This window comes from Desulfobaculum xiamenense (assembly GCF_011927665.1).
Taxonomy (GTDB): domain Bacteria; phylum Desulfobacterota; class Desulfovibrionia; order Desulfovibrionales; family Desulfovibrionaceae; genus Desulfobaculum; species Desulfobaculum xiamenense.
This window is the reverse complement of the sequence record NZ_JAATJA010000001.1, coordinates 463,763-488,078: the sequence shown is the minus strand read 5'-3', so window position 1 is coordinate 488,078 and position 24,316 is coordinate 463,763. Positions and strand designations below refer to the sequence as shown.

Genomic DNA, 24,316 nt, shown 5'->3' with positions numbered 1-24,316 from the left:
ACGGTATTCACATTCATCAGTAAAACTAATTTTATTAATTGGTCATAAGAAACGCTAATGGTGCCCAATGCTGGATTACAAGCTTCTTGAAGCGCTTACGGTCGTCGTCCGCGAACAGGGGTTCGAGAACGCCGCGCGCGTGCTACACATCACGCAGTCTGCGGTTTCGCAACGGGTGAAGCTCCTGGAGGAGCGGATGGGGCAGGCTCTGGTGGTGCGGGGAACGCCCGTCACACCGACGGACGCGGGCCGCAAGCTCTTGCGGCACTTCGAGCAGGTGAAGCTACTGGAGGAGCAGACCCTCGCGGAACTCTCGCCGGAGCTTGAAGAAGGCCCGGTCACGCTGTCCGTGGGCGTGCACGCGGACAGCCTTGCGACGTGGTTCCTCGAAGCCGTGGCCCCCATGGCCTTCCGCCACGGCGTACTGCTGGATCTCGTACTGGAGGATCAGGAAAACACACACCAACTCCTGCGGCGCGGCGAGGTGGTGGCCTGCGTGGGCACGCACCCCACCCCAGTGCAGGGCGGACGCACCGAGTACCTCGGGCGCATGCGCTACGTTCTCGTGGCGGCCCCGGACTTCGCGCAGCGCTGGTTCGGTGGCGGCGTCACAGCCGCGAAGCTGACCCGCGCCCCGGCGGTGATCTTCAACCGCAAAGACGAGCTCCACTTCCGTTTTCTGGAAAAGCATTACGGGCTGACGCTCGGGGACACGCCCTTCCACATCATGCCGTCGTCCGAAGCCTTCGTGGAGGCCACCATGCGCGGCATGGCCTACACACTCGTGCCGGAATTGCAGGTACTGGACGAACTGGACGAGGGCATGCTCGTGAACATCGCCCCGGACAGGACCATCGAACTGAAACTCCACTGGCACACGTGGGGGCTCAAGGTGGACATGGTGGACAGACTGACGGAGCTCGTGGTGCGGCACGCGCGCAAGGTGCTGCCGCAGTAGAGAGGAAATCCGGGGCAGGCGAGAAGGAAATGCGGTCATCCGCCGGAGCATTCACCGACGGATGACCGAAAGGCCGAAACGGCTAGCGCGGATTCGGCTCAAAAAGCTCGTGGTTCACAATGCCCCGATGCAGGGCCGGAACCGTGTCGCGATGACCGCCCCGGATGTCGATGCCGGTGCAGCCAAGGGCCTCGGGCCACTGGAGCACGCGGGTGCGGGGGCGATACATATCGAGGAAATCGAAATTGGCGGTGGTGAACCGAGCCACGTCGTGCCCGACATTGCGGGCCACGGTCAGCGCCTTGAGGAAGACCTCGGGCATGAGCACGGCGGAACCGATGTTCAGCAGCACGCCCTCGGCCATGGCGGCGACGGTGTCGGTGATGATCCGGAAATCCGTATAGGACGCCGTGCCAAGCGCAGCGCCGTCGCACAGGGGATGCTGGTGGATGATGTCTCCGCCCACGGCCACGTGGATGGTGGCCGGAATGCCCAGCCGGTAGGCATTGTACAGCACGCTCGAATCTCTGAACGGCAACTCCCGCTCGGCGATCATGCGCCCGATGCCGTGGCCGTAGCCCTCCCCTTTTGCCGCCGCGTCGCGGATGGCGAGGTTCATCATCGCGCCGGTTTCCTCGGCCATGCCGAAACTGCCGTCGCGCAGGCCGTTCTGGACGTTCTCCGAGGTCTGGCCGATGAGCGCTATCTCGAAGTCGTGGATGGACACCGCGCCGTTTCCCGCGATGTGGTCGATGACGCCCTTCTCCATGAGGTCGATGAGCAGCGCTCCGCAGCCTTCCTTGATCACGGCACCGCCCATCATGACCACCACGCGCCGCCCCTTGCGCTTGGCGCGAACCACGGCGTCCGCCAGCGCATCCATGTTCTCGATGCCCGCCGCCAGATACCGCGCGGGATCGATCATCATGTCCAGCGTGAACTTGTTGTCACGCTCGGCAATGGGATAGGTCCGCACCTTGTCGAAATCCACCATGAAAACCTCCAGCATGCCGCGCCATCGCGCATATCATGAGGGGCTTCGACGTGTGTCGAAGCCCCTTCGTTATCGTGAGAACATCAAGCAAACAGCAGACTCCGCCTACTGGACCTCGGCTCCATCCGTAGGAGCGCCCTCCCCCTCCCGCACCGCAATGGACGCATCCGAGGGAGACGCCTTGGCATGGGCAAGATCAAGAGGAAGGCTGACACTATCCGAACGAATCCCGCCGAGGCCGATCATCGTGTGGAAGATGTTGTCGTGAGTCACCTTTCCGCCCACGCTGGCGGCAAGGCTTCGCACGCTCTCGGGGAAGGCCGCCGCATAGGCGTTGCTGTACCACACGAGGAATGGAACATTGAACTGCTCATCGGAAATGGTCACGCCGTGCAGGAACACGCCACGTTTACCGAGAGAGTCTCCATGATCGGATGTATAGACCACAACAGCATTCCTGTCGCGAAGCATGGAAATGATCGAGTACAGGAAATCATCAGTCTTCACGATCGAATTATCGTAGGCATTGATGACTTCATTCCGATATTTCGCCAGATTTTCATTGCCGTAGTCATCAGGAACGAATTTGCGAAATTCGTCCGTATAGTCCTCACGGTACGAAAAGTGCGAACCACGCATATGCAGCAGGACAAGCTCGCCGCCATTACGGGCATCAAGCACTTCCTTAAGCGGCTCCAGCAGCACATGATCCGTCCCGTGCATGTAGCGAACATCATCGGAGCACGCCACGAGCGCATCGGTCAGGTGTCCACTCCGTCCAAGCTTGTTCTGCACGGAGAAGAAATGCGTCCCATAGCCATGCTTGTTATAGACATGAATGAACGAACCACAGCTTGGCTTGCGCCTGCCAAGGGTCGCATCCGTCAGCATGCCGATGAGCGCCTTGCGCGTCGTATTCGCATAGGCCTGGCAGACGCCAAAATTGAGAAGATTCTGTTCCGCCGCGAGCTTCGGAGTCGTATCGCGCTCGTAGCCGTTGATGCCAAAATGCTGGGCCTGGGCACTCTCGCCGATGACAAAGACGACGACGGGCCGCTTCTCTTCACCCACGGCCTCGGAGGTCAATTCGGCCGGACTCGGCAGGTTGAGCATCTCCTCGATCTTGCGCTCCTCATGCACATACATGCGTAGCGCCTTGGGAATGGAAATGGGCATGATGCGCTGCATGGCAATCGCCTCGCGCACCGTCTGTCGATCCAGCTGTTGCAGCATGAACCAGCTTCCGCGATAGGCAATCGCCGTCACGCCAAGCACGGCCAGCACAAGTACGCAGTACCGGCGCACAGGTAGCGCATCCAGCACCCGTGCAAGGCGCGCGTGAATCACGCCAAGGCCGACGCCAAACGCCAGCAGCACCGCCAATTTCCACGTCAGGAAGCTGTTGACCTCGAACCCATCCGCCTCAAGAAGCCATGCAATGGAATCGTAATTCACCGTGACGCCGAATACGATATAGAAATAGGCTCCAGCGCAACAGGAAACATGCAGTAGCGGAAAAAACGCGCCACGAAAGTACGGAATCCTGCCGAATACGACAGTTAGCGCAGTATGAACAAGCGCCATGATAACCGCGCACAGCACAACCCACCCAGCAGGGAGCGCGAACATATGCGGATTGTAGGCCACACCTGCAACAAAACTAAAAGCCGCAAGTGCGGCCATGCCCAGCGACATCTTCCTTTGCCCGATCACGTTCCCTCCGCTCATCCGAAAATCACCAACAGCCACACAAGTCCGGCAAGGCACAGCGCGACAAAGACTGCGGCCGAGCCCATGTCCTTCGCCTGCCCGGCCAGTTCGTTCCACTCCGTGCCCACGCGGTCCGTCACGGCTTCGATTGCCGAATTGAGCAGTTCCGCGATGATGACAACGAGCCAACTGCCGATCAGAAGCGCCTTTTCGACGCCCCCATCCCCAAGCACCAGGCCGAGGACGATCACCGGCACGAGAATCAGCAGTTCATCCTGAACGGCCTTTTCCTTGCGGATTGCCGTCCGCAATCCGGCCATGGAAAAACTCGTCGCCTTCACGACCCTCTTCACACGACTCAACATGAATCACCTCTGCATCATGCAGGATTTCAAAAGCACAGTTCGTACTCCACAGCACTTCACGCGTCAATGCGCGGACATATTCACGATCAGCTAAGTGGGATTCCTCTTCCGCAGACGCGTGTGCACGGCACGGCAATGCACGCCACAGTGTGCACCCCATTTCCCAATGCCTCAAAACGAAAAGGCCCCGAGCGTCCCGGAGCCTTTCCATCAACGATACCGCAGAATATGGGAACCCGTCAGTCGAAGGCCATCCCCACCTTCCATGCCTCCCAGACCTTGCCCACAAGATCCGGCCCCGGCTTGAGCGTCATCTTGCCCGGCCGCCAGCCGGACGGCGTCGCTTCGCCGCCGCCCGAAGCTCGCACCAACTGGAAGGCCTGAATCTGACGGATGGTCTCCATAACGTTGCGCCCCACAGGCGGCGTAAGCACCTCGTACCCGACGATAATTCCATCGGGATCAATGATGAAACGCCCGCGTACGTCCACTCCATTATCCGGATCGTACACGCCGTACACCTCACCCACCTTGCCTCCCGCATCCGAAAGCATGTGGAAGGGCACGGTTCCGGACGAGACCATCTTCGAAATTTCGTGGTCCACCCACATCTTGTGCACGAACATGCTGTCCGTGCTCATGGACAGGACCTCCACCCCCAGCTTTGCGAACTCACCATGCTTCTCGGCGACCGCCGAGATCTCGGTCGCTCAAACAAAAGTGAAATCACCAGGATAGAAGCACAGCACCACCCACTTCCCAAGGAAGTCGGAGAGCTGGACCGAGGTGAACTCGTTGCAGAAAAAGGACGGGGCCACAAAATCCGGGGCCTTCCTGCCAATCCTGATCATCGGTCTCGCTCCTTGCTGGGGGGTGGCTTGCTGCGTCGACGACGTCTCCACTTCCGTCTGCCCCACCGGTCCACCGGTGGGCCGGGCACAACCAACGGGTTTCTTGTCTGCCATGGCCAACTCCTTCGTTCGCTTCCCCCTGCCCGAGCATGAGCGCTGGGGGCTCTTCCGGCAGACAATAGCACTCTCGATTCGTCCGCTCAATGCGGACCGACTACAGACGCGGGTAACGCTCTTCCGCTACGCATTTCGCAAAGGGGGCACACACCACAAGGAATACACTGGGGAAGTCAAAAGAACGCGCAACACAAAGGGCGGCCAGCCCACTGCGCTCACTAGCCACTGGCTGTGAAAGGACAAAGAAAAAGCCCGTGAAGCGTTTGTGCGCTTCACGGGCTTGTCATCAATCTGGTGCCGAAGGGGAGACTCGAACTCCCACGGCCTTTCGGCCACTACCCCCTCAAGATAGCGTGTCTACCAGTTCCACCACTTCGGCAACGAGGGGTTTTCCCTTTCGGGAAACACTATTTATCCGAAAATCTCCAGCTTGGCTAGAAGATTTTCAGGCCCTTGAGCAGAACCACAAGGATGAGGACCGGCGTCACAAAGCGGACCAGCATGGTAAACATGCTGGAGATGGCGTCGGTATTGAGCGCCCCGTGGTTGGACATGGCCTTGCGAATGGCCGCCTTGCCCCAGATCCAGCCGGCGAACAGACAAATGCACAGTCCGCCCGCGGGCATGAGGACGTTGGAGGACAGGAAGTCATAGAGATCGAAGAAGTTCAGGCCGAAGAAGGTGACGTCTGCGGTCAGGCTGCTGGACAGCGCGGCGGGAGCGCCGAACAGGCCGAGCAGAACCACGGTGACCACGGTGCCCTTCGCGCGGGACCAACCCATGGACTCGATGGCAAAAGCAACCGGAACCTCAAGCAGCGACAGCATGGCTCCGGTGGCCGCCACGGCGGTCAGCACGAAGAACAGAACCTGAAACACGCCGCCCATGGGCATGGAATCGAACACGGACGGAATGGTGATGAACAGCAGGGACGGACCGGCGCCCGGCTCGAAGCCGAAGGCGAACACGGCCGGAAACACGGCGATGCCCGCAAGCATGGAAACCGTCAGGTCGGCCAGCATGACGCGAAGCGTGGTCAGGGGAACATTCTGATCGTCACGGTAGTAGCTGCCGTAGGTGGTCATGGTGCCCATGCCGATGGACAGCTTGAAGAAGGCAAGGCCCATGGCCATCAGCACGACGGTGAAGTCGATCTTGCTGAAGTCCGGCGTGAACAGAAATTCAAGGCCCTTGGACGCGCCGGGCAGGGTCATGCTGCGCACGCCGATGATGATGAGCAGCACGAACAGGATGGGCATAAGGCGTTTGACGGTGCCCTCAATACCCTTGGACACGCCCAGCATGATGATACCGCCGACGAAGATCAGCACGAACCACTGCCAGAACAGGGACTGCACGGGATCGGAGACCAGCGTGGTAAACATGGCTCCGCCGTCAACCTTGCCATTGCCGACGAACAGCAGACCGATGCTCTTGAAGATGTAGGCGAACACCCAGCCCGCGACCTCCGTGTAGAAGGCCATGATCAGGAAGGCGGAAACGACGCCCGCCACGCCGATCAGGAACCACGGCTGGCCCTTGGGCGACAGGGACTTGTAGCAGGTGATGGCGTTGGCCTTGACGTGACGACCGATCAGAATCTCGGAGATCATGACCGGAAGGCCGACGAGGAACGTGCAGAGGATGTACACGAGCAGGAACGACGCGCCGCCGTTCATACCCGTCATGTACGGGAATTTCCAAATATTGCCGAGACCGACGGCAGACCCGAGCGTAGCCAGGGTCACACCGATGCTCGACGTGAAACCATCTCTGTGTTGCATGACACCCCTTCTGACGCCATCCCCCCCGGACGGCGTGCGACAAATGTGAAAACAACGGCTGGCGCACCCACGCAGCCAGCCCAACCTTGATTCAACCGCAGGCTTTTACATCACAAGCCCTGCGGAGTCAAATTCGGTGCAGAGGGTAATAAGCTGAAAAGTCACGACAATTCGACAAATTCAGCGATGATGACAAGTGCGAGACTTTCGGAATGGGAAGCGCCCGCCATCGTCTCGCCATGTTCCCAACGCACCCTACGCTTCTCGCGCCAAACGCCATCATCATTGCATCTCCCTCCACGGACACCCCATAAAACTCCAGACACGGTACCCAACACCTGCAAATCGCAAAAACACAAAAACCCGCAGCAAGACGCCACGGGCTTACCAAAAGGACAACTCGTCCGCCGGGAAGCCAGCCCCCGACGGTGTCCCTCTCGGCAAAAAGAAAGGGTTGCGCCAATTATGGCGCAACCCTTTTCCAACTTTATGGTGCCGAAGGGGAGACTCGAACTCCCACGGCCTTTCGGCCACTACCCCCTCAAGATAGCGTGTCTACCAGTTCCACCACTTCGGCAATGTGGCTATTCGGCGGTCTTCTCACCAGCGGTGGTGGGAATGTCGTCGGTATTCGCCGCGGGAGCGGGGGCCGCCTGCTCCTGCGTCTGGATGTCGTCGGCAGGCTGGGTCACAGCGGGGACATCCATCATGATGGAATCACCAGCGGGCTTGGAGCTGATCAGGACGTTGTAGAGCAGCGACGTGACCAGGAACAGGCCTGCCAGAAACGCGGTCAGCTTGGTAAGCAGGCCGCCGGCACCGGTGGAACCGAAAACGGTGCTCGAACCGCCGCCGAAGATCACACCCATACCCTCCTTGCCGGACTGGAGAAGAACCAGCACGATGAGGATAAGGCAGGCAAGAATGTGCAGAGTCAGTACTAAGGATTCCAAATCAAACTCCCTTGGACCCGCAAATGGCGCGGATTTGGTTTCTTATGCCTTAACGATCCGGCTGAAGCTGTCAGCCTGTAGGCTTGCGCCTCCTACCAGCACTCCATCCACATTGTCAAGAGCAAGAATTTCCGCACAGTTGGCGGGCTTCACGCTGCCGCCGTACTGGATGCGAATCTCGTTGCCCCTCGCGCCGAAGATTTCGACAAGAATCTTCCGGACGAAGGCGTGAGCATGCACGATTTCCTCCGGCCCCGCAACCTCGCCGGTGCCGATGGCCCAAACCGGTTCATAAGCGATGACAATGTCCTCAGTCGAAATGTCGCGCGCCACACCGGCCAGTCCCTTTTCGAGCTGACGGCGCAAAACGCTCTCCACCTGACCGGCCCTGCGCTCCTCGATCTTCTCGCCCACGCAAAGGATCATGCGCAGCCCCTGCGCGAGGCCGAATTCCACCTTGCTCCCCACGAAGGCGTCATCCTCGCCCAGCACGTGGCGGCGCTCGGAATGGCCAGCCAGCGCGTAGGTGCAGCAGGCGTCCTTCAGCATGCGCGGAGAAATCTCGCCGGTGAAGGCGCCTTCCTCGGCGGGATAGAAGTTCTGCGCGCCGAGGTAGAATGCCCCGCCATGCGAAAACGCGCCCGCCACGGCGGACAGCGCCGTGAACGGCGGAATGACGAGCACCTCGCGGTCCGCGGGGACGTCACCGACCAGACGGACCAACTCCTCGGCGGTCGTCCTCGCCTCTTCGGCGGTCTTGTACATCTTCCAGTTGGCGGCCATCAGCTTCTTCATGCGCTACTCCTCCAGTGCCTTGAATGCGGGCAGTTCCTTACCCTCCATGAACTCCATGAAGGAACCGCCACCGGTGGAAATGAAGGTCACAGCGTCGGCAAGACCCGCCAGCGCAAGGCACGCGCCGGTGTCGCCACCGCCGCCGATGGTCAGGGCGTCCAGACCGGCGATGATCTTCGCCAGCTCCAGCGAACCTTCCGCAAAGGCCGGATTCTCGAAGGCACCCACAGGGCCGTTCCAGACCACGGTCTTCGCGCCGGAAAGGGCCTGACGGTAGCGCTCCACGGTCTTCGGCCCCACGTCGAGGGCCATGAGGCCTTCGGGCACTCCTGCCTCGGCATCGACCACACCGGCGGACTTCGCCGCATCAGGGCCTTCGCCGATGACAAAGTCCAGCGGCAGGACGAGGTCCACGCCGCGCTCCTTCGCGGTCTTCATGACGGTACGGGCTTCCTCAACGAGGTCGGGCTCCACGAGGGATGCGCCGACGCCGTGCCCCTGCGCCAGCAGGAAGGTGTTGGCCATGGCACCGCCGATGATGAGCGCATCGACCTTGCCGAGCAGATTGTTGAGGATGCCGAGCTTGGAGGACACCTTGGAGCCTCCGGAAATGGCGACGTAGGGGCGCTTGGGCGCGGCAAGGGCCTCACCGAGAAACTCCCACTCCTTCTTGAGCAGGAATCCAGCGCAGCGGGCGGGGGCAAAGGCGGGGATGCCGGTCATGGACGCATGGGCGCGGTGGGCGGTGCCGAAGGCGTCGTTACAGTAGACGTCGCACAGTGCGGCCAGCTCGCGGCCGAAGGCCTCGTCTCCGCTCTGCTCCTCGGCGTGGAAGCGCAGATTCTCAAGCATCAGCACCTCGCCGGGGGCAAGGGCCTTTGCCATGGAGCGAACCTCGTCGCCCACGCAATCGGGGGCCATCTTCACCGGACGGCCAAGCAGCTCGCCAAGGCGCACGGCCACCGGCGCAAGCGACAGCTCGGGCTTGATCTGCCCCTTGGGCTTGCCGAGGTGCGAGCACAGAATAAGTGACGCGCCATTGTTCAGCGCATATTCCAGCGTGGGCAGGCTGGCCCGGATGCGGTTGTCGTCACCGATCACACCGTCCTTGATGGGCACATTGTAGTCCACTCTGATCAAAAGCCGCTTTCCGTCGAGATCCATCTGATCGATAAAGCGTATCACGGCATCTCTCCTTGCCTGAATTCATTGTCGGATAGCTGCGAAAACCAACGAACAAGTCTATCCCCTCTCGGGGATTTTATCCATATCAAGTGTCATGAGCAGCGCGTCCTCGCCAGTATCGGGATAGTAGCCCGTACGGATGCCCACCTGCTCGAAGCCGAAATTGGCGTACAGGTTGCGTGCGGCGACATTGGACACGCGAACTTCCAAGCGCGCGTTATGTATGCCCATTTTACGGCAGATTTGCAACACGATCCGCAGCAGGCGCGAGCCGAGGCCCTGCCGGCGAAGCTCCGGACGCACCGCGATGTTCAGCACCTCGGCCTCGTCAACGATGATATACATGGAACAGTAGGCGACAATGACGCCAGCCCGACGCAGGCCGAACACGTGGAAAACCTTGTTCTCCAGCCCAAGCCGGAACTGCTCCGCGCCCCACGGGTGCGAGAAGCACTCGCGCTCCAACTCGACCAGCGCGTCGATATCGTCCATGCCGAAGCGTTCGAATTCACATATTTCGTCAGACACGAAAAAACACCACACGAGTGTTGGAAGTTTGTCCTCGCCCTGCTATACACGGCGCATGCCGTTCAAGCAAAGCACATTTCCCGAAAGACGGGACAAGGAACCCGCCGAAATCATGACAGACCCCGTGGAAGTGGTGGACGACAGCGACAACCCGCTGTGCGTACTCCCACTGACAGACGCCGCACGCCAGACGCTCCGCCACAGGGCGGTCCTGGTACTCGTCTACGATCACGAGGGCCGACTCTACCTCCAGAAACGCTCCGGAAGCAAAAGCCTCTTCCCCGGGCGCTGGGACCTCTCCGCCACCGGACACGTCAAGGCCCACGAATCGCGCGAGGACGCCGCTATCCGCGAACTGCGCGAGGAACTGGGCATACGCGTCGCCGGGCTTCGCCTGTTGCACGAGGTGGAGGCCTGCCCCACAACGGGGTTCGCCTTCGTCACCCTGTATTCCGCAGGCCGCGTGACCGGTCCCATCCTCACCAATCCCGATGAGATCAGCGACGGCATGTATGTGGACAGGGAAGAACTCGCCCTGCTCGTCCGCGATTTTCGCGACAGGCTCACTCCGGGCCTCGTCCACTTCTGGGAACTGGGGCTGCTGTTCCCCGGCGAACAGGACTGAACGCCCCGCCCCATCGAATCGCTCACCCGCCAATCAGGTACGACGTCGAAACGCCGCAGGTGCGCGGCACGCTTGCTCTCGCGGTCCGTTCCCAACGGCCCGGACCGCGCCGTCATGGCGAAGGCTACGCGTCTCGCCCGGTCACCAGCGCCGCGACAGCCTCGTGAACGTGGCCGTTGGACGCAAGGATGTCCCCACCGAAGACGTAGGGCGTCACGCCATCATAGGACGTGACGCGCCCTCCGGCCTCCTCCACCAGAATCCATCCCGCCGCGGTATCCCACGGCTTGAGATTGATCTCGTAAAAGGCGTCCAGACGGCCGCAGGCGGTGTAGGCGAGGTCCACGGCCGCCGCGCCCATGCGTCGTACGCCCTGACAGGCGGCAAGCACGCGCTCCAGCGGATCGACGACCCGGCGAATATCCTCGCGCACGGTGTACGGGAACCCCGTACCCACCAGCGCCCGCTCGGGATCGGACTCGCCGGTCACGGAGATAGGCTCGCCATTGAGATACGCGCCCTCGCCCCGCACGGCGTGAAAAAGCTCATCCAGAACGGGCAGATACACCACTCCCATCTCGGAGCGTCCATTGCGCCACAGGGCTACGGAAATGGCGCACATGGGAATGCCGTGGGCGAAATTCGTGGTGCCGTCCAGCGGATCGACAACCCACGACAATTCGCCAAGGTCCCAGCCTCTGGCGCTCTCCTCAGCGAGGATGCCCGCCTCGGGCAGGATCTCCGCAAGGCGTGCCTTGAGCGCGGCCTCAACCGCCACATCCGTACCGGTCACAAGGTCGATGCGTCCCTTGTATTCGATGTTTCTCGGCCTGTTCCACGCATCGCACACGATGCGTCCCGCCTCGCGCACGGCGGCGAGAGTGCGGGCCAGAAGAATCGGCGTGACATAGTCCGACACGGTGCCCTCCCAGATTGTTGACCAAAAAAAGGCGGCCCATGGGGCCGCCTGAAAGACAGCGGAAAAACCTGTTTCTAGTTGATGTACACCTTGGCGTAGAGCTTGGGTACCTCAAGCGTGCGACCTGTGCCGCGCACAACGGTGGTCAGCGGATCATCGTCAACGATGACGGTGAGATGCGTCTCAGTGCTGATGAGCTTGTCCAGCCCCTTGAGCAGCGCACCACCGCCAGCCAGCAGCAGGCCATTGCGGGCGATATCGCCCACCAGCTCCGGCGGAGTCTTCTCCAGCGCACGCTTCACGGCCAGCACGATGCGGGCCACAGGCTCCTGAATGGCCTCGCGCACGTCGGCGTCGGTGATGGGCAGACACTTGGGCGTTCCATCAACGAGGTTCTTACCGGACACTTCGCCATGCAACGTCTCATCCAGCGGAACGGCGGTTCCGAGGGTCATCTTGATGCGCTCGGCCATGTTCTCGCCAATGAGCAACTGGTGGCGATCCTGAAAATAGCGCTGGATGGACTCGTTCATCTCGTCGCCAGCCACACGAACGCTCTCGGCGTACGCGACAGCGGACAGGGAAATGACGGCGACCTCGGTGGTGCCGCCACCGATGTCAACGACCATGTTGCCGATGGGGTTCTCGATGGGCAAGCCAGCGCCGATGGCGGCGGCCATGGGTTCCTCCACGAGCTTGACCTCGCGAGAACCGGCCTGCAGGGCGGACTCGATGACCGCCCGCTTTTCCACCTGCGTAATACCCGTGGGCACGCAGATGACAATTCTGGGCTTCACCAGCGACATGCCGCTGATCACCTTCTTGATGAAGAAGGAGATCATCTCCTTGGTCACCTCGAAGTCGGCGATGACGCCATCCTTGAGGGGCCTAATGGCCCGGATGCGATCGGGCGTGCGGCCCAAGAAATCCTTGGCTTCCCTGCCGACGGCGATGATGCTGCCATTGTGGGCATCCATGGCCACGACGGACGGCTCGTTCAGGACGATGCCATCCTTCGGGGAATATATGAGCGTGTTGGCCGTTCCCAGATCCATGGCGAGATCCCTGCCGAAGAAGCCGAAAAGGCGTCGGAATATCATCAATCAGCTCTCTTTTGCCGTACTGAGGTTTGAAGCGACGTGGCAGCCCCGTTCACGGGGTCGGAATCGGTATACTCGATAAGCCCCCCGGCGGCAATCGGCGTACGGGGCATTCCGCAAGTTTTCTTCACGGTTGCTGGATGCGACTCTTGAGGAAGAGATTTTCCAGAAACAGGGCCAGATGATCCGTGGACATCTCCACAAAGCGCTTGACCTCGGGCGAAATGTCCCTCGGCTCGCGATGAGCGAGCACCAACACGCCGCGCGTCCTGCGGTGAATGCCAAGAGGCATGCAAAGCGCGCTATGAAACACCGGCCCGCCGGAGTTCTTGCCCAGAAGCGACTGCGGGGCGGCCTTGGTCTCTCCGTCGCCGGAGCAGATGCTCTGCCCGTTTCCGAACACCCAGCCCACCAGTCCGCTCTTGATGGGGAAGCGGTCCTTGCCGGTCACCGCGCCCATATCGCCGCAGGCTCCCTCGATGAAGTAGCTCTCGCCCCTGTCGTCGCACGCGGCGAGGAAACAGTGCGAAAAGCCGGAAGCTTCCGCGACGATGCGCAGGAAATTCTGAAGGAATGTATCCCAGCGCGGAAACTGCTTACGCAAGAGTTGGATAAGCTGAAGGCTACGGTAGAAGCGATGCTCCACGAGATCGCGGCGGACCTGCGAATCCCCATTGTGGATATCGCTTGCCAGCATGGCGAACAGTTGGAGGATCTTCTGATCCTTGTCGCTGAAGTTGTACGTCCGGCAACTGTCAACGCACAGGGCGCCGCCCTTGTCCTGAATGGGGCAGCCCATGAACGCCTTGATCTTGCTTTCCTCGTCGGAAGCGTAATACCCGAGCTTGCTGCGCGTACGGTCGAAGTTGTTGATGAGCAGCGGATCGCCGTTGCGGATGATCCATCCGACGAGTCCCTGCCCGGGAGCGAGCGTCATACCCTCGCGGATGTCGTCCCCAAGGCTGAAGCGCGCCCTCAAATAATATTCTGATGTATTCTCCTCTGGCAGGAACAGCACGGTCGAATAGGCATCGAACACGCTGCAGACAATGCCGAGGAGTTTTTCGAGACTATCGTTACCCATATTCATCGTATTGCGTTAGAGCGTTCGATCCGGGATACCCGGCTCCGCCATGGTGTACGATACCGGCCCGAAATTTGACAGCATTATTTTCCGTCTCCGTGGGCCGACCGGCCCTGCGGCGCGAGGGATTCCAGATAGTGGAAATCCACCTCTCCTGCCGCGTCCTCGGCGGCAAATCCCGCCAGCCCGCCGCATTCGAGCCTCTCGAACACGCCCGCAGCAGCGAAGGGGCCAAACACGTCGAGCATCGTGGCCCACAGCCCCCCTGCCCCACGCGCTCCTCCCTGCGGCAGATGGAGCGCGGCCCCGACATCGGCGCGAAGCGTCCTCGCCATGCGCGGATAAGGGTGCAGAAAAGCATCTAGGGCGGCGACGAATTCCCCCGCGTCCAACCGCCCCTCTGGCACGAAGCGCGTTCCTTCGGCAAAGAGTTCCAGCACCAGCCGCACGAAGAGGAGTAGTTCGATATACGCAAATTCCTCTTCACCTTGCGCCAATGCGCCGATCATCCGGTCCGCCATGAGCGCCAGAAGCGGCTCAAAGGCATCGAGAAAGCCATGCCGCTCCACGACGGCACGAACAGAGGGTCCGCTGTAGCGGGCATTCTGCGCGGCCAGCGCGCGGCGACTCATGCGCCGAACCTGCCGGACGGACTCCGTCTCCACCCGTCGCAACCCATACCCGGCGTTACGCAGGGCGCGGCAGAAGGCGAAATCCTCGTGCGTGGGCGCGGCGTGCCCGCCGAACCCGCCCACCCGTCGCCATGCCTCGCCGGGCATAAGCCAGATGTTTCCGGAAATGAAGCCCGTGGCGGACGGGTCGAAATCAAGGGTTCCATGCCGGGCCATGTAGCGCGCGGTCGGCCCGGTTCCGCAGTCGCACTCCACGCGCGCGCCGACAAGCCCCACACCCGGCTCGCCGACGATGGCGAGGGCGGCGCGCAGCCAATCCGGACCGGGGCGGATGTCGCAATCCACGGACAGAACGAGGCGCGAGAACGCCGCAGCCTCGATGCCTACGGACTTCGCTCCGGTGGGGCCACGATTCTCCGCCAGACGCAGCACCTCGATGTCTGGGCATATGGCGGGCGGATCGACCTCAGGCACGAAGGGTCGGTCCGAACCATCGTCCACCACCAGAATCCGCCCGGGGCGAACGCTCCAGCCCGCGACACAGCGCAGCAAACCATGCGCGAGGTGCGCATCATTGTAGGTGAATGTCACGAGGGCGATGTCCGCTTCCACGCAAGCCTCCGGCTGAATGGACGTGGCGAGGCGCAAGTTGCAGGAGACTACCCGCCCTTCGCCCCGTTGGTCAATCTTCCTGCGAAATTCCTCGGCATTCGTCAGTCCCTGTCCGGCAAGTCCCGCCCACGAACATTTTCCCGACCGTGACACACCGTCGGCTATTGTCATTCTTTTGAACAGGATGTAGAGTTTGCTGCCAGCAACGTGCAGAATCCCGCCATGCGGAGGACTCGGCACCACTCACTGCGACCGGAGGTACCACACAGCCGCGGCTGGCATTTCAGCACCCACCTTTTACAGGCTTCGAAAGTCTTTGGAAAACGGCATGCGTTTCAGTTGGAAACACGCATTCAGCAGATCGAAGGAATTCAACGGGCTTCGCTGCGACGAGGAATCACCCGTCAGCATCAATGCAGCAACGCTCGAAGACCTGAAGCGGTTTCTTGACTGGGTACACATCAAGCACTGCCTGCTGAAGCCCTACTTCGAAACCGAAAACTACCCGCTCGTCGAACCGCGCGAGCTCCTTCCGTCGTTCGAGTCCGACGCCTTCGAATACGAGAAGCTTCCCGGCTTCAGCATGGTCGCCCTCGCCCGGCCGCTGAACTACTTCAGCGAACCGTTCCAGTTCGACATCCTGCATGATCTTCTCGAAACGCCAAGTTCTGGCGAGGGCAGTTCCTGCCCGCTCGAACGCAACATCTACGAGCAGAACCGCAGAGTCTTCCAGGATAGGATGCCCAAGCCCTATCAGGAGGAATTCCGCAAGCGCTACGCCCGCAAGGACTTCACGACCCTCGAGCAGTATCCCGGCATTCTGGAGTATCTGCTCAACATGGACCGCGCCCACGTCATGGCGCGCAACATCGACGGCAGCTTCCACCTCGCGGGCATCTACGCATCGTTCCCTTCCGATCTGGATACGGAGATCAAGCGCTTCGGGCTGCGCATCGGCAAGTTCACCGTGGGCGACAACCCCCGCTACGAGTTGAACCGCAATTTCGTCTACCAGTTCCTTATGGAACTCTACGGCTTCCCCATCGTGTCCGAGCGCCGCACCTCCAGCGCACTGTTCGCACGGCGGCTGCACGCCATGGGCGAGAAGTTCCTCATCCGCGTTCTCGGCCAGTCCGACCGCACGCTGACGACCATCTACTCCCACCCCTCGCAGAAGCGCTACCCCCGCGTGGAGAAGATCGCCCTCGTGCAGGTGGACGAGCAGCAAAAGGACGCACTGGCCAGCCTTGGCCGAGGGCGATATTTTGTTGATAAGGAACGCCGGGTGGTCATCCTGCGCGTCATCTACCGCCAGCACGCCTACTCGCACGACAACGTCCGGCAGGACCGCGCCCTCTCCGTGTTGCGGCAGGAGGTCATCCATCCGTGGTCCGGCCTCGTCAACGCCCGCGTGAACCTGCTCAAGGACGCCACGAACCTCGTCGTTCGCATCAACGACATTGCCAAGGGCGAATTCATGGGCCGCACCGTATACAAACGCAACGAGGTTGTGGAGAATACGGACACGCATGACAAGCGTCTCAAATTCCTGTATGCGTGGCTCACGAAACATCAGCGACGCATCATCGCCTACTCGGACGACTTCTACGCGCAGGTTGTGAAAGTGCTGGACGCATACCTGCTCAACCCCGGCAACTACGACACGTTCAACGCTATGAACGAGTTGTATCAGGAAGTCTGGGCGCGCTACAGCTACATCCAGCAGGCCAGAAAGGTGCAGCAGTTGGAAAACCTCCAGCATCGCACATTTCGTGGCGAGCGCATCAACTACAAGCAGATGCTGGAACAGACCAACGCGATTCTTCACGACCTCAAGTTCGAGATCGTGAACTACTTCGACCAGCTGGTGCAAAACGTCATCAGCATTGGCGAGCACATACTGGCGGACAGCTACCTCGTCCGCAACTATGCGAAATGCAAGGACGAGGATCTCACGCCCTACGGTCTCGAAATCAAGAAGCACTACGGGCGTCTGGTTTCTCTCATGGACGAGTTCAAATCCATCAGAAAATCCCGTGCCGATCAGGATGACAAGCCGACCGGATTTGCTGTATAACCCCTGCGCGAGTAGTCCACGTCTTTCCCGTTTCCGTTCTCGGAGGAGGATTCATTGCCAGAGCTCTTGACCACCCCGCTTCATGCATGGCACGTGGCCAACGGCGCCAAAATGGTGCCTTTCGCCGGCTGGGACATGCCCGTCCAGTATTCCGGCATCATCGATGAGCACACCCACACGCGCACGAGAGCGTCTGTGTTCGACATCTGCCACATGGGCGAATTCAAGCTCAAGGGAGCCAAGGCCAAGGCCAGCCTCTCCCGGCTGGTGACGCACAACCTCGACACGCTGGGTCCCGGCCGCTGCCGCTACGGCTTCCTGCTCAACGAGCAGGGTGGCATCATCGACGACCTCATCGTCTACTGCATCAACGACGACGAATACATGCTCGTGGTCAATGGCGCACGCACCGCGATCGACTTCGCGTGGATCAAGGCACACCTCCCGGAAGACATGTTCTTCGAGGACATTTCGGAACTCATGGCCAAGATCGACCTACAAGGCCCGCTGGCCTGCGAGGTGCTGAACTCCGTCACCGGTTCGGACTGGAGCTTCCTCTCCTACTTCGCGTTCAAGAAATGCGAGTTCCTGAACGATCCGTTCATCGTCAGCCGCACCGGCTACACCGGCGAACTGGGCTACGAGCTGTACATCCGCGAGGAAGCCGCCCTGCGCCTGTGGGAGGCGCTGCTCTCCCATCCGGACGTGAAGCCCGCTGGACTCGGCGCGCGCGACACCCTGCGCCTTGAAGCCGGGCTGTCCCTCTACGGGCAGGACCTCGACGAAAAGCACACCCCCGCCGAAGCGGGCTGTGCCGTCTTCCTCAAGTCCAACGCGGACTACATCGGCAAGACGCACGCCTTCGACGTGCGCGAAAGCCTCATCGCGCTAACCATGGAAGGCCGCAAGGCCGCGCGGCACGACGACCCGATCTTCCTGCCTTCCGGCGAGGAAGTGGGCCGTGTAACCAGCGGCTGCTTCGCCCCCAGCATCGGGCACGCCGTTGCGCTGGCCTACGTGCGCAAGGAATTCGCCGCTCACACGGAATTCCTCGCAGGCAAGGGCCCGAAGAAGATCACCGCCACGCGCTCGCAACTGCCCTTCTACACGAACGGAACGGCGCGCATGAAGCTGTAGGGCCGCATCCCGCCTTCGGGACCAATGGCATACCACGCCCCGTGCGGCCCCAACAGGCTGCGTCGCGGGGCGTTTTCCTTTTTCACCAAGGATCGAGACATGAAGACCTTCTATCTGGAACCGGACGACTGGCGCGAGCCGTATATGCTCTCCGGCCCGGAAGCTCACCACCTCTCCCGCGTGCTGCGCCTGAAACCCGGCGAGACCGTTCGCCTGTTCGACGGACGCGGACGCACCGGCACCTTCGAGATTCTCTCCTGCTCGAAGTCGAACGTCATGCTCGCCGCGCAGGACATCGCGGACGCGCTGCCGCCCGCGAACCCCATCACCCTCGCGCTGGGCTGGGCCAAGGGCATCCGCCGCGGCTGGCTGCTCGAAAAGGCCGTGGAACTGCAAGCCGAGGGGCTGCTGTTCTGGCAGGCCAAGCGCAGTCAGGGCCACGTGCCGGACGACAGCAAGGAGACGTGGGACGCCAAGCTCATCGCGGGCGCCAAGCAGTGCGGTTCCGCATTTCTGCCCAACATCGGCGTGTGCCCCGGCGGCGTTCGGGAACTCGTCGAAATCGGCAAGGACTACGACCACCGCTTCGTGCTGTGGGAATCCCCGGATTGCCCGGCCATGCTCGATTTTCCGGCGCTGACCCGTCCGGGCCGGGTGCTGTGCGTGCTCGGCCCCGAGGGCGGCTTTGCCCCCGGCGAGGCGGAGGAGCTCATCGCGGGCGGGTTCACGGCCGTAAGCCTCGGCAACTCCATCCTGCGTTGGGAAACCGCGGCACTCATCGCGCTTGGTCTGTTCTGGTGGGGGAGGCAGCATGCTGACGAATCCTGAATCCGGACCGCGCCCGGAGCGTGACACCCAGCCGCTGGCGGACAGAATCCGCCCCGGCTCGCTGGACAACTTCATCGGCCAGTCGCACCTGCGCGAGAAGATCGACGCGCTCATGAAATCCGAGCGCATGCCGAGCCTTCTGCTCTTCGGCCCTCCCGGCTGTGGCAAGTCCACGCTGGCTCTGCTCCTCGCACAGCACAGCGGTCTGCCCTTCATCCGCGTGAGCGCTCCCGAGGCGGGGCTGACCGTCCTGCGCAAGCGCCTGCAAGGCATGCGGGTGCTCATTCTCGACGAGCTACACCGTTTCTCCAAGGCCCAGCAGGACTTCTTCCTGCCCATCCTCGAATCCGGCGAAATCGCGCTCATCGCGACGACCACCGAGAACCCCTCGTTCTCCGTGACGCGCCAGCTTCTGTCGCGGCTACACGTGCTCAAGCTGACCCAGCATTCGCGCCATGAACTGATGGAAGTGGCCAAACGCGGGGCCGAGGCGCTCGGAGCTGAAATTCCCGAGGAAAGCCTGCGTCTGCTCACCGGCGTGGCACAGGGCGACGCCCGCACGCTCCTCAACCTGCTGGAGTACACGGCGGACCTGCCCGAGGACCATCGCGCCCCGGAACACCTGAAGACCGTGCTGCCGGACATCGTGCTGCGCCACGATAAGGCGGGCGATTCGCACTACGACCTCGCCAGCGCGCTCATCAAATCCATCCGCGGCAGCGACCCGGACGCGGCGGTCTACTATCTGGCATGTCTGCTGGAAAGCGGCGAGGACCCGCGCTTCGTGTGCCGTCGGTTGATTCTTTCGGCAGGCGAGGACATCGGCCTCGCGGACCCGCAGGCCTTGCAGATGGCCGTGGCCTGCCAGCAGGCCGTGGAATTTGTGGGCATGCCCGAGGGCTTCATCCCCATGAGCGAATGCGCCATCTATCTCGCGCTGGCCAAGAAAAGCAATTCCACCTACGAGGCCTACCACCGCGCGGCGGCGGAAGTGCGCAAGAACGGCGCGAAGCCGGTGCCCATCCACCTGCGCAACGCGCCGACAAAGCTGATGAAGGAATGGGGCTACAAGCGGGACTACAAATACCCGCACAGCTTCCCCGGCGCATGGGTCGAGCAGGACTACCTGCCGGACGAAATCCTCGGCCACCGCTTCTATCAGGCCAAGGATCAGGGCGAGGAAGCAAAACTGACTGCCCTATGGAAGAGTCGGCAGCAGAAGAAGCGCTGATTTTTCGAACGTTGGGGGGGGAAGAGGAGGAAGCTATATATGCAAGCGACCCTGTTAAAGCACGTCACAACAAGATACGCCCCCCCCATCAAACAAAGAACAACTTGTTATAAACATATGAGAAAAGCCGATGAAACGCCCGTCAGCATTGAATCAAACGCAGAAGGCTCGCTACACTAATCTTCGCGCACAAATGATCAAAGCCTGCCAAATTGGAGACACTGAATCTGGCAAGATCATCCTTCACGAAATCAGAAGCATACTCCTTCCAACGGGGCATCATATGAAATATTATGAAATGATGCTCTTTCTATCTGAAACGCTTATTCTAAAAAAAGAATATAAGACAGCCGAGTGCTTTCTCCTTCGTATTACAGAAAGCACGAGCAAAACAACCAGAACATTTCAAGAAGCCAACATTTTACTTTCTATTTGCAATTTACACTTACATAATCTTCTGTCCGCACAAAGTCATTTAAGCATAGCCATCAATTCTTGCGCGATTAAGAATGTTGAGCTGCGCAAATCATTTTTGGAAGACATATCTCAACGTTTTAAAGAAGAGTCACTACTTGCATCTCTTGGAAGCGAAGCAAGAGAACCTACCACAAAAGAAATTATTGAAGGCGTTCAAAAGAACTTCATGTCTAACGCCAGTGACCATGATATTTTACAACAGATAGGGAGATCGATACCTCACAAATCTATCGAATTTATGGAACAAATCTATGAAATGGCAAAAAACCAACTTCCCTTTAATGAACAAAAGATGCTTCCCCCGCCCCCTGACCCAAAAGACACTGTAAAAATTGGGAAAATTTTCATTAATGCAATCATAAAAAGGCTATGGCCTGCAATCTGCCCCCCGAAGTGCAAATTCCAACAGGGATTGAGCAAAATTCAAGACCCCAGCAACATAGCTACCTACCTTATCGCAGAATTTTCAAGCAAAGGCATCACATTGCCAACCATAACTATTACGACAGGGGTTATTACATACATTATAAAATACACTGTAAATGGCTTTTGCAAAAGACACCATCCGACAACTATAATGGGGCTCAGGCACAAAAGAGCAACACATGAAATGTAAAGCTAACCTTTTAATTTAAAATGAATCGGTTTCAAATCGCGCCCTCCCCCCGCCTCTACGCCCGCTTGCCCCCGTACTGCTTGCGCCATTCGTCGAGGAAGAGGATGGCCGTCTCCACGTCGGACAGGGTGCCCTGCTGCTGGCGCAGCGTCCAGACGAGGTCGTCGAAGGACGTCTGCGCGGGCAGGCCCAGTCGGTCCAGAAGTGCGAGCACCTTGTCCCGCAGTTCCGGCGGATACTCGGCGAAGAACTCCTCTCCCCCACGCCGCGCGGGCCAGCCCTCGCGGCGCGCGGCCACGAAATCCAGAAGCGTCTGCATGCGCCGATCATAGGTGTGATCCGCCAGCACGCGCTCGCGCCCACGCCGGGCGTATTCCTCGCGCTCCTCGGGATGGGCGAGGAAGTGGTCGATCATTTCCTCCATCTCGGGGATGCTGCGGAAGGTGGCGAGCTCATCGGACCAGAAGAGGTCCGCCATGAGCGCGCGCTCGTCCACAAGCTGGAACGCGCCGCAGGCAGCAAGCTCGAAGGTGCGCGGATTCACGAAATCCCCGTTCGAGACGAGGCTGGTCGAATCCACCGAGGAATGCAGATTCAAGTTGATGCGCGTGGCGTTGAAAATCTTCACGCACTCCTCGGACGACAGCCGCCGTCCGTTCATCTGCACCAGCGCCTCAAGGGCGGGGTCGCCGTCCCACTCCGTGCCCCATATCTTGAAATCCCGATTCACCAGCCGCCGGAAGGCCACCCGCCGATTGGGATACCCCGCGCCCATGAAGGACAGGTCCGATCCCCACATGCGCCTGTCCACCGAGGACAGGTCCATGGGGCAGTGGAATTCAGGGTCTGCCGCCAACGGGAGATACAGGGCGTTGGACTGCCCCACGGCCTCCAGTTCGTCGAAGAACGGGTCCTCCTGAATGATGGCGAAGAAATCATAGTGCGGGGCGAAGGCCATCCAGTACGTGAACAGCCGGTAGTCCTCCACGAACCACATGGCCGTGGCCACGCCGTCGCGGCGCAGGCGCTTGAGGGTCTGGATGCTCATGGGTGCCTGCGCGAGACAGAGCACGAGATCCGGGCAGAAGGCCTCCACCTTGGCCATGATGGCCTGCGAAATCACGTTCAGAAAGCTGTTTTCGAGGTACTGGAGCCTTTCGCGCGAGACGCGCATCCGCCGCAGGGCCTCGAAGGATTGATGAAATTCGGGAGCCTCGAAGGTCTCCACCACATGCCCCAGACGAGTCAGGGCGCGGGCGCAATAGCGCCCCACGGGAAGCGAGCCGCCATACATGGGCAGCACAAGCAGAACGCGAACGGATGTGTCCTTGGATGTCATGATCGAACCCTGTTGCCGTTACTCTTTCTCCGGAGCGGGAACACACTCCGGCATCGCGTGTCGGGGATTGTCCGCGCCGAGCATCCAGTCCGTCTCGCGGAACAGGCGCTCCACGAGATCGGCATCCGGCGTCGGCCCGGACATGGGCAATCCGAAATACTGCGCCACAAGGGCACGAAACGCGGCGCGGCGCGCGGCGTCGGGATCGTCGCCAAGCACCGCTCGATAGGTCATGCCAAGCTGGTCAAAGGCACTCACGTAGCCCACGAGGCCCTCGGGAATCTCGAAGGCCGCGTTTCCGGCCAGATGCCGCAGGAAGTCCCGCCCACCAAAGGACGCGAGGCAGGCCACGTCATTCGGGCAATCGGCGGCTTCGAGGCACGGGGCGCACTGCGCCGCGCTCTGCCAGACCCGGTGGCCCAGTCCGTACGGTCCGGTCTCGAAACACCACGCCGAGGACAGGAAAAGCGCATGCACAGGAACGCCGAGATGCGCGGCGAGATGCATGGTGCCGGTATCCGGGGTGATGACGGCATCGAGTCCGGCAAGCGTTTCCACCAGCCCGGCCCAGTCCGTCTGGCCCACGGTGTCCTCGGTCATAGCACGCAGACGGGGCGAGGCCACGTCCATGAACTCCCGCGCAAGGGGGCGTTCCGCGCCGCTGCCAACCAGCACCACGCGCTGCGACTGCGTGCCCTGCACCACGGCCCCTGCGATGTTCGCGAGCATCTGCGGTGGCAGACTGCGCCGGGAATGCCGCCCGGCCAGCACCACGCCCACGCCCTTGCCGCCCCGCCGCGCCACGGGATTCACCTCGCCCGGCGCAACGGGGTTCTTGGCCATCGCGGCCCAGAAATCCACGAGATTAAGCCCCGCCGCCCGCCGGATACGCGTCCAGCGCATGGCCATGCGCGGCCACAGGTCGGAGAGTTCCTGCCCCTGCGCCATGCGATGCCCGCGAACCGTGGCGGGATCGAACAGCGTGGACAGGCTGGAATTCAGGCCGGAAAGATTGAGGTTGTAGACCTCGGCGAAGTTCAGCGCGGCAAGCTCCGCCAGCACGGGGAGATTCGTGCCGAGAATTTCGGCATCCGTCGGCGAACCGGACCGGTGCGCCGCGATGCCATGCACCGTAACGCCCGGATAGACGATGCGGGCAATCCCCACCAGCGAATTGTCCACGAGCAGGTGCACGTCCGCGTCGGGACGGCGTTCGAGCGTGACGAGAAGGCGCTTGCTCTGGAGCAGGTCGCCGAATCTGGCAAGCTGTATGACGAGGTGGCGGCGCACGCCGCCGGAAGGCGTCGATGACATGTGGTGTCCGGTATGTACTATTCTATGCGCGGGGATGCGCTATCATTCCAGCGGGAAAGGTAGCGCAGAAACGGCACTCGGGCAA

Annotated in this window: 22 protein-coding genes and 2 tRNA genes; 7 read left to right on the top strand and 17 right to left on the bottom strand. The window is 60.9% G+C overall.

From position 1 onward, the window contains the following. The first annotated feature begins 67 nt into the window (after positions 1–67). A complete protein-coding gene (locus GGQ74_RS02230; RefSeq protein WP_167939907.1) occupies positions 68–958 on the top strand; it encodes a LysR family transcriptional regulator ArgP in 891 nt (296 codons plus the stop codon). A gap of 82 nt (positions 959–1,040) precedes the next feature. Here GGQ74_RS02230 and GGQ74_RS02225 read toward each other — a convergent pair whose 3' ends face one another. The 11 genes from GGQ74_RS02225 to rimI form a co-directional block, all read right to left on the bottom strand. After that, positions 1,041–1,952, bottom strand: coding sequence for a GSU2086 family protein (locus GGQ74_RS02225; RefSeq protein ID WP_167939906.1), 912 nt, complete (start codon positions 1,950–1,952; stop codon positions 1,041–1,043). Positions 1,953–2,057: 105 nt separating this feature from the next. After that, complete coding sequence (locus tag GGQ74_RS02220) at positions 2,058–3,665, bottom strand: sulfatase-like hydrolase/transferase (protein ID WP_167939905.1); 1,608 nt, start codon at positions 3,663–3,665, stop codon at positions 2,058–2,060. A gap of 11 nt (positions 3,666–3,676) precedes the next feature. Beyond that, positions 3,677–3,982, bottom strand: a complete 306-nt coding sequence (locus tag GGQ74_RS02215; protein WP_245168091.1) for a diacylglycerol kinase — start codon at positions 3,980–3,982, stop codon at positions 3,677–3,679. Between the two features lie 284 nt (positions 3,983–4,266). After that, positions 4,267–4,992, bottom strand: coding sequence for a thioredoxin-dependent peroxiredoxin (gene prxU, locus GGQ74_RS16210; RefSeq protein WP_245168088.1), 726 nt, complete (start codon positions 4,990–4,992; stop codon positions 4,267–4,269). A gap of 295 nt (positions 4,993–5,287) precedes the next feature. After that, positions 5,288–5,374, bottom strand: a tRNA-Leu gene (locus GGQ74_RS02200). A 55-nt stretch (positions 5,375–5,429) separates the two neighbouring features. Then, on the bottom strand, positions 5,430–6,779 hold the full coding sequence (locus GGQ74_RS02195) for a sodium-dependent transporter (protein ID WP_167939901.1): 1,350 nt from the start codon (positions 6,777–6,779) through the stop codon (positions 5,430–5,432). Between the two features lie 490 nt (positions 6,780–7,269). Further along, a tRNA-Leu gene (locus GGQ74_RS02190) sits at positions 7,270–7,356 on the bottom strand. Positions 7,357–7,363: 7 nt separating this feature from the next. Further along, positions 7,364–7,732: a preprotein translocase subunit SecG gene (gene secG, locus GGQ74_RS02185; RefSeq protein ID WP_167939900.1), complete on the bottom strand. Its 369-nt coding sequence runs from the start codon at positions 7,730–7,732 to the stop codon at positions 7,364–7,366. Positions 7,733–7,774: 42 nt separating this feature from the next. Further along, positions 7,775–8,527, bottom strand: coding sequence for a triose-phosphate isomerase (gene tpiA / locus GGQ74_RS02180; RefSeq protein ID WP_167939899.1), 753 nt, complete (start codon positions 8,525–8,527; stop codon positions 7,775–7,777). Positions 8,528–8,530: 3 nt separating this feature from the next. Beyond that, positions 8,531–9,709 (bottom strand): phosphoglycerate kinase, encoded by a 1,179-nt coding sequence (locus GGQ74_RS02175; RefSeq protein WP_342448595.1) that lies wholly within the window; start codon positions 9,707–9,709, stop codon positions 8,531–8,533. A gap of 60 nt (positions 9,710–9,769) precedes the next feature. Next, on the bottom strand, positions 9,770–10,240 hold the full coding sequence (gene rimI / locus GGQ74_RS02170) for a ribosomal protein S18-alanine N-acetyltransferase (protein WP_342448570.1): 471 nt from the start codon (positions 10,238–10,240) through the stop codon (positions 9,770–9,772). Positions 10,241–10,352: 112 nt separating this feature from the next. Here rimI and GGQ74_RS02165 point away from each other — a divergent pair, with 112 nt between their 5' ends. Further along, on the top strand, positions 10,353–10,865 hold the full coding sequence (locus GGQ74_RS02165; protein WP_245168086.1) for an NUDIX hydrolase: 513 nt from the start codon (positions 10,353–10,355) through the stop codon (positions 10,863–10,865). 124 nt (positions 10,866–10,989) lie between these two features. On the opposite strand, the gene GGQ74_RS02160 is transcribed toward GGQ74_RS02165, so the two are convergent. From GGQ74_RS02160 to GGQ74_RS02145, 4 genes are all read right to left on the bottom strand, one after another. Then, positions 10,990–11,784: an inositol monophosphatase family protein gene (locus GGQ74_RS02160; protein ID WP_167939897.1), complete on the bottom strand. Its 795-nt coding sequence runs from the start codon at positions 11,782–11,784 to the stop codon at positions 10,990–10,992. A gap of 74 nt (positions 11,785–11,858) precedes the next feature. Next, positions 11,859–12,884 (bottom strand): rod shape-determining protein, encoded by a 1,026-nt coding sequence (mreB, locus tag GGQ74_RS02155; protein ID WP_167939896.1) that lies wholly within the window; start codon positions 12,882–12,884, stop codon positions 11,859–11,861. 127 nt (positions 12,885–13,011) lie between these two features. Then, a complete protein-coding gene (locus GGQ74_RS02150) occupies positions 13,012–13,968 on the bottom strand; it encodes a GAF domain-containing protein (protein ID WP_245168084.1) in 957 nt (318 codons plus the stop codon). Positions 13,969–14,051: 83 nt separating this feature from the next. Next, complete coding sequence (locus tag GGQ74_RS02145; protein ID WP_167939894.1) at positions 14,052–15,212, bottom strand: glycosyltransferase; 1,161 nt, start codon at positions 15,210–15,212, stop codon at positions 14,052–14,054. A gap of 328 nt (positions 15,213–15,540) precedes the next feature. On the opposite strand from GGQ74_RS02145, the gene GGQ74_RS02140 reads away from it, so the two are divergent. The 5 genes from GGQ74_RS02140 (at position 15,541) to GGQ74_RS02120 (ending at position 21,578) form a co-directional block, all read left to right on the top strand. Continuing rightward, positions 15,541–17,289: a hypothetical protein gene (locus GGQ74_RS02140; RefSeq protein ID WP_167939893.1), complete on the top strand. Its 1,749-nt coding sequence runs from the start codon at positions 15,541–15,543 to the stop codon at positions 17,287–17,289. Positions 17,290–17,343: 54 nt separating this feature from the next. Continuing rightward, positions 17,344–18,426 carry a glycine cleavage system aminomethyltransferase GcvT gene (gene gcvT, locus GGQ74_RS02135; protein WP_167939892.1) on the top strand — a complete coding sequence of 361 codons (1,083 nt, stop codon included), beginning with the start codon at positions 17,344–17,346 and terminating at the stop codon, positions 18,424–18,426. Positions 18,427–18,525: 99 nt separating this feature from the next. Beyond that, complete coding sequence (locus GGQ74_RS02130; RefSeq protein ID WP_167939891.1) at positions 18,526–19,254, top strand: 16S rRNA (uracil(1498)-N(3))-methyltransferase; 729 nt, start codon at positions 18,526–18,528, stop codon at positions 19,252–19,254. Continuing rightward, the gene (locus tag GGQ74_RS02125) at positions 19,238–20,485 is read left to right on the top strand and encodes a replication-associated recombination protein A (protein WP_167939890.1); all 1,248 of its coding nucleotides are present in this window, start codon (positions 19,238–19,240) and stop codon (positions 20,483–20,485) included. Before GGQ74_RS02130 ends, GGQ74_RS02125 begins: the two co-directional genes overlap by 17 nt. A 130-nt stretch (positions 20,486–20,615) precedes the next feature. Then, positions 20,616–21,578, top strand: coding sequence for a hypothetical protein (locus tag GGQ74_RS02120; RefSeq protein ID WP_167939889.1), 963 nt, complete (start codon positions 20,616–20,618; stop codon positions 21,576–21,578). A gap of 55 nt (positions 21,579–21,633) precedes the next feature. On the opposite strand, the gene GGQ74_RS02115 is transcribed toward GGQ74_RS02120, so the two are convergent. Further along, complete coding sequence (locus GGQ74_RS02115; RefSeq protein WP_167939888.1) at positions 21,634–22,917, bottom strand: CgeB family protein; 1,284 nt, start codon at positions 22,915–22,917, stop codon at positions 21,634–21,636. Between the two features lie 18 nt (positions 22,918–22,935). Further along, positions 22,936–24,231 (bottom strand): glycosyltransferase family 9 protein, encoded by a 1,296-nt coding sequence (locus GGQ74_RS02110; RefSeq protein WP_209280053.1) that lies wholly within the window; start codon positions 24,229–24,231, stop codon positions 22,936–22,938. Positions 24,232–24,316: the final 85 nt, after the last annotated feature.

What these genes read in the sequence shown, in the direction of transcription:
- tpiA (WP_167939899.1), bottom strand. Translation starts at nt 8,527, where the DNA reads ATGAAGAAGCTGATGGCCGCCAACTGGAAGATGTACAAGACCGCCGAA.
- GGQ74_RS02140 (WP_167939893.1), top strand. Translation starts at nt 15,541, where the DNA reads ATGCGTTTCAGTTGGAAACACGCATTCAGCAGATCGAAGGAATTCAAC.
- GGQ74_RS02150 (WP_245168084.1), bottom strand. Translation starts at nt 13,968, where the DNA reads ATGGGTAACGATAGTCTCGAAAAACTCCTCGGCATTGTCTGCAGCGTG.
- GGQ74_RS02225 (WP_167939906.1), bottom strand. Translation starts at nt 1,952, where the DNA reads ATGGTGGATTTCGACAAGGTGCGGACCTATCCCATTGCCGAGCGTGAC.
- GGQ74_RS02165 (WP_245168086.1), top strand. Translation starts at nt 10,353, where the DNA reads ATGACAGACCCCGTGGAAGTGGTGGACGACAGCGACAACCCGCTGTGC.
- mreB (WP_167939896.1), bottom strand. Translation starts at nt 12,884, where the DNA reads ATGATATTCCGACGCCTTTTCGGCTTCTTCGGCAGGGATCTCGCCATG.
- GGQ74_RS02110 (WP_209280053.1), bottom strand. Translation starts at nt 24,231, where the DNA reads ATGTCATCGACGCCTTCCGGCGGCGTGCGCCGCCACCTCGTCATACAG.
- GGQ74_RS02195 (WP_167939901.1), bottom strand. Translation starts at nt 6,779, where the DNA reads ATGCAACACAGAGATGGTTTCACGTCGAGCATCGGTGTGACCCTGGCT.
- GGQ74_RS02130 (WP_167939891.1), top strand. Translation starts at nt 18,526, where the DNA reads ATGAAGACCTTCTATCTGGAACCGGACGACTGGCGCGAGCCGTATATG.
- GGQ74_RS02230 (WP_167939907.1), top strand. Translation starts at nt 68, where the DNA reads ATGCTGGATTACAAGCTTCTTGAAGCGCTTACGGTCGTCGTCCGCGAA.
- GGQ74_RS02120 (WP_167939889.1), top strand. Translation starts at nt 20,616, where the DNA reads ATGAAACGCCCGTCAGCATTGAATCAAACGCAGAAGGCTCGCTACACT.
- GGQ74_RS02215 (WP_245168091.1), bottom strand. Translation starts at nt 3,982, where the DNA reads ATGGCCGGATTGCGGACGGCAATCCGCAAGGAAAAGGCCGTTCAGGAT.
- GGQ74_RS02115 (WP_167939888.1), bottom strand. Translation starts at nt 22,917, where the DNA reads ATGACATCCAAGGACACATCCGTTCGCGTTCTGCTTGTGCTGCCCATG.
- GGQ74_RS02125 (WP_167939890.1), top strand. Translation starts at nt 19,238, where the DNA reads ATGCTGACGAATCCTGAATCCGGACCGCGCCCGGAGCGTGACACCCAG.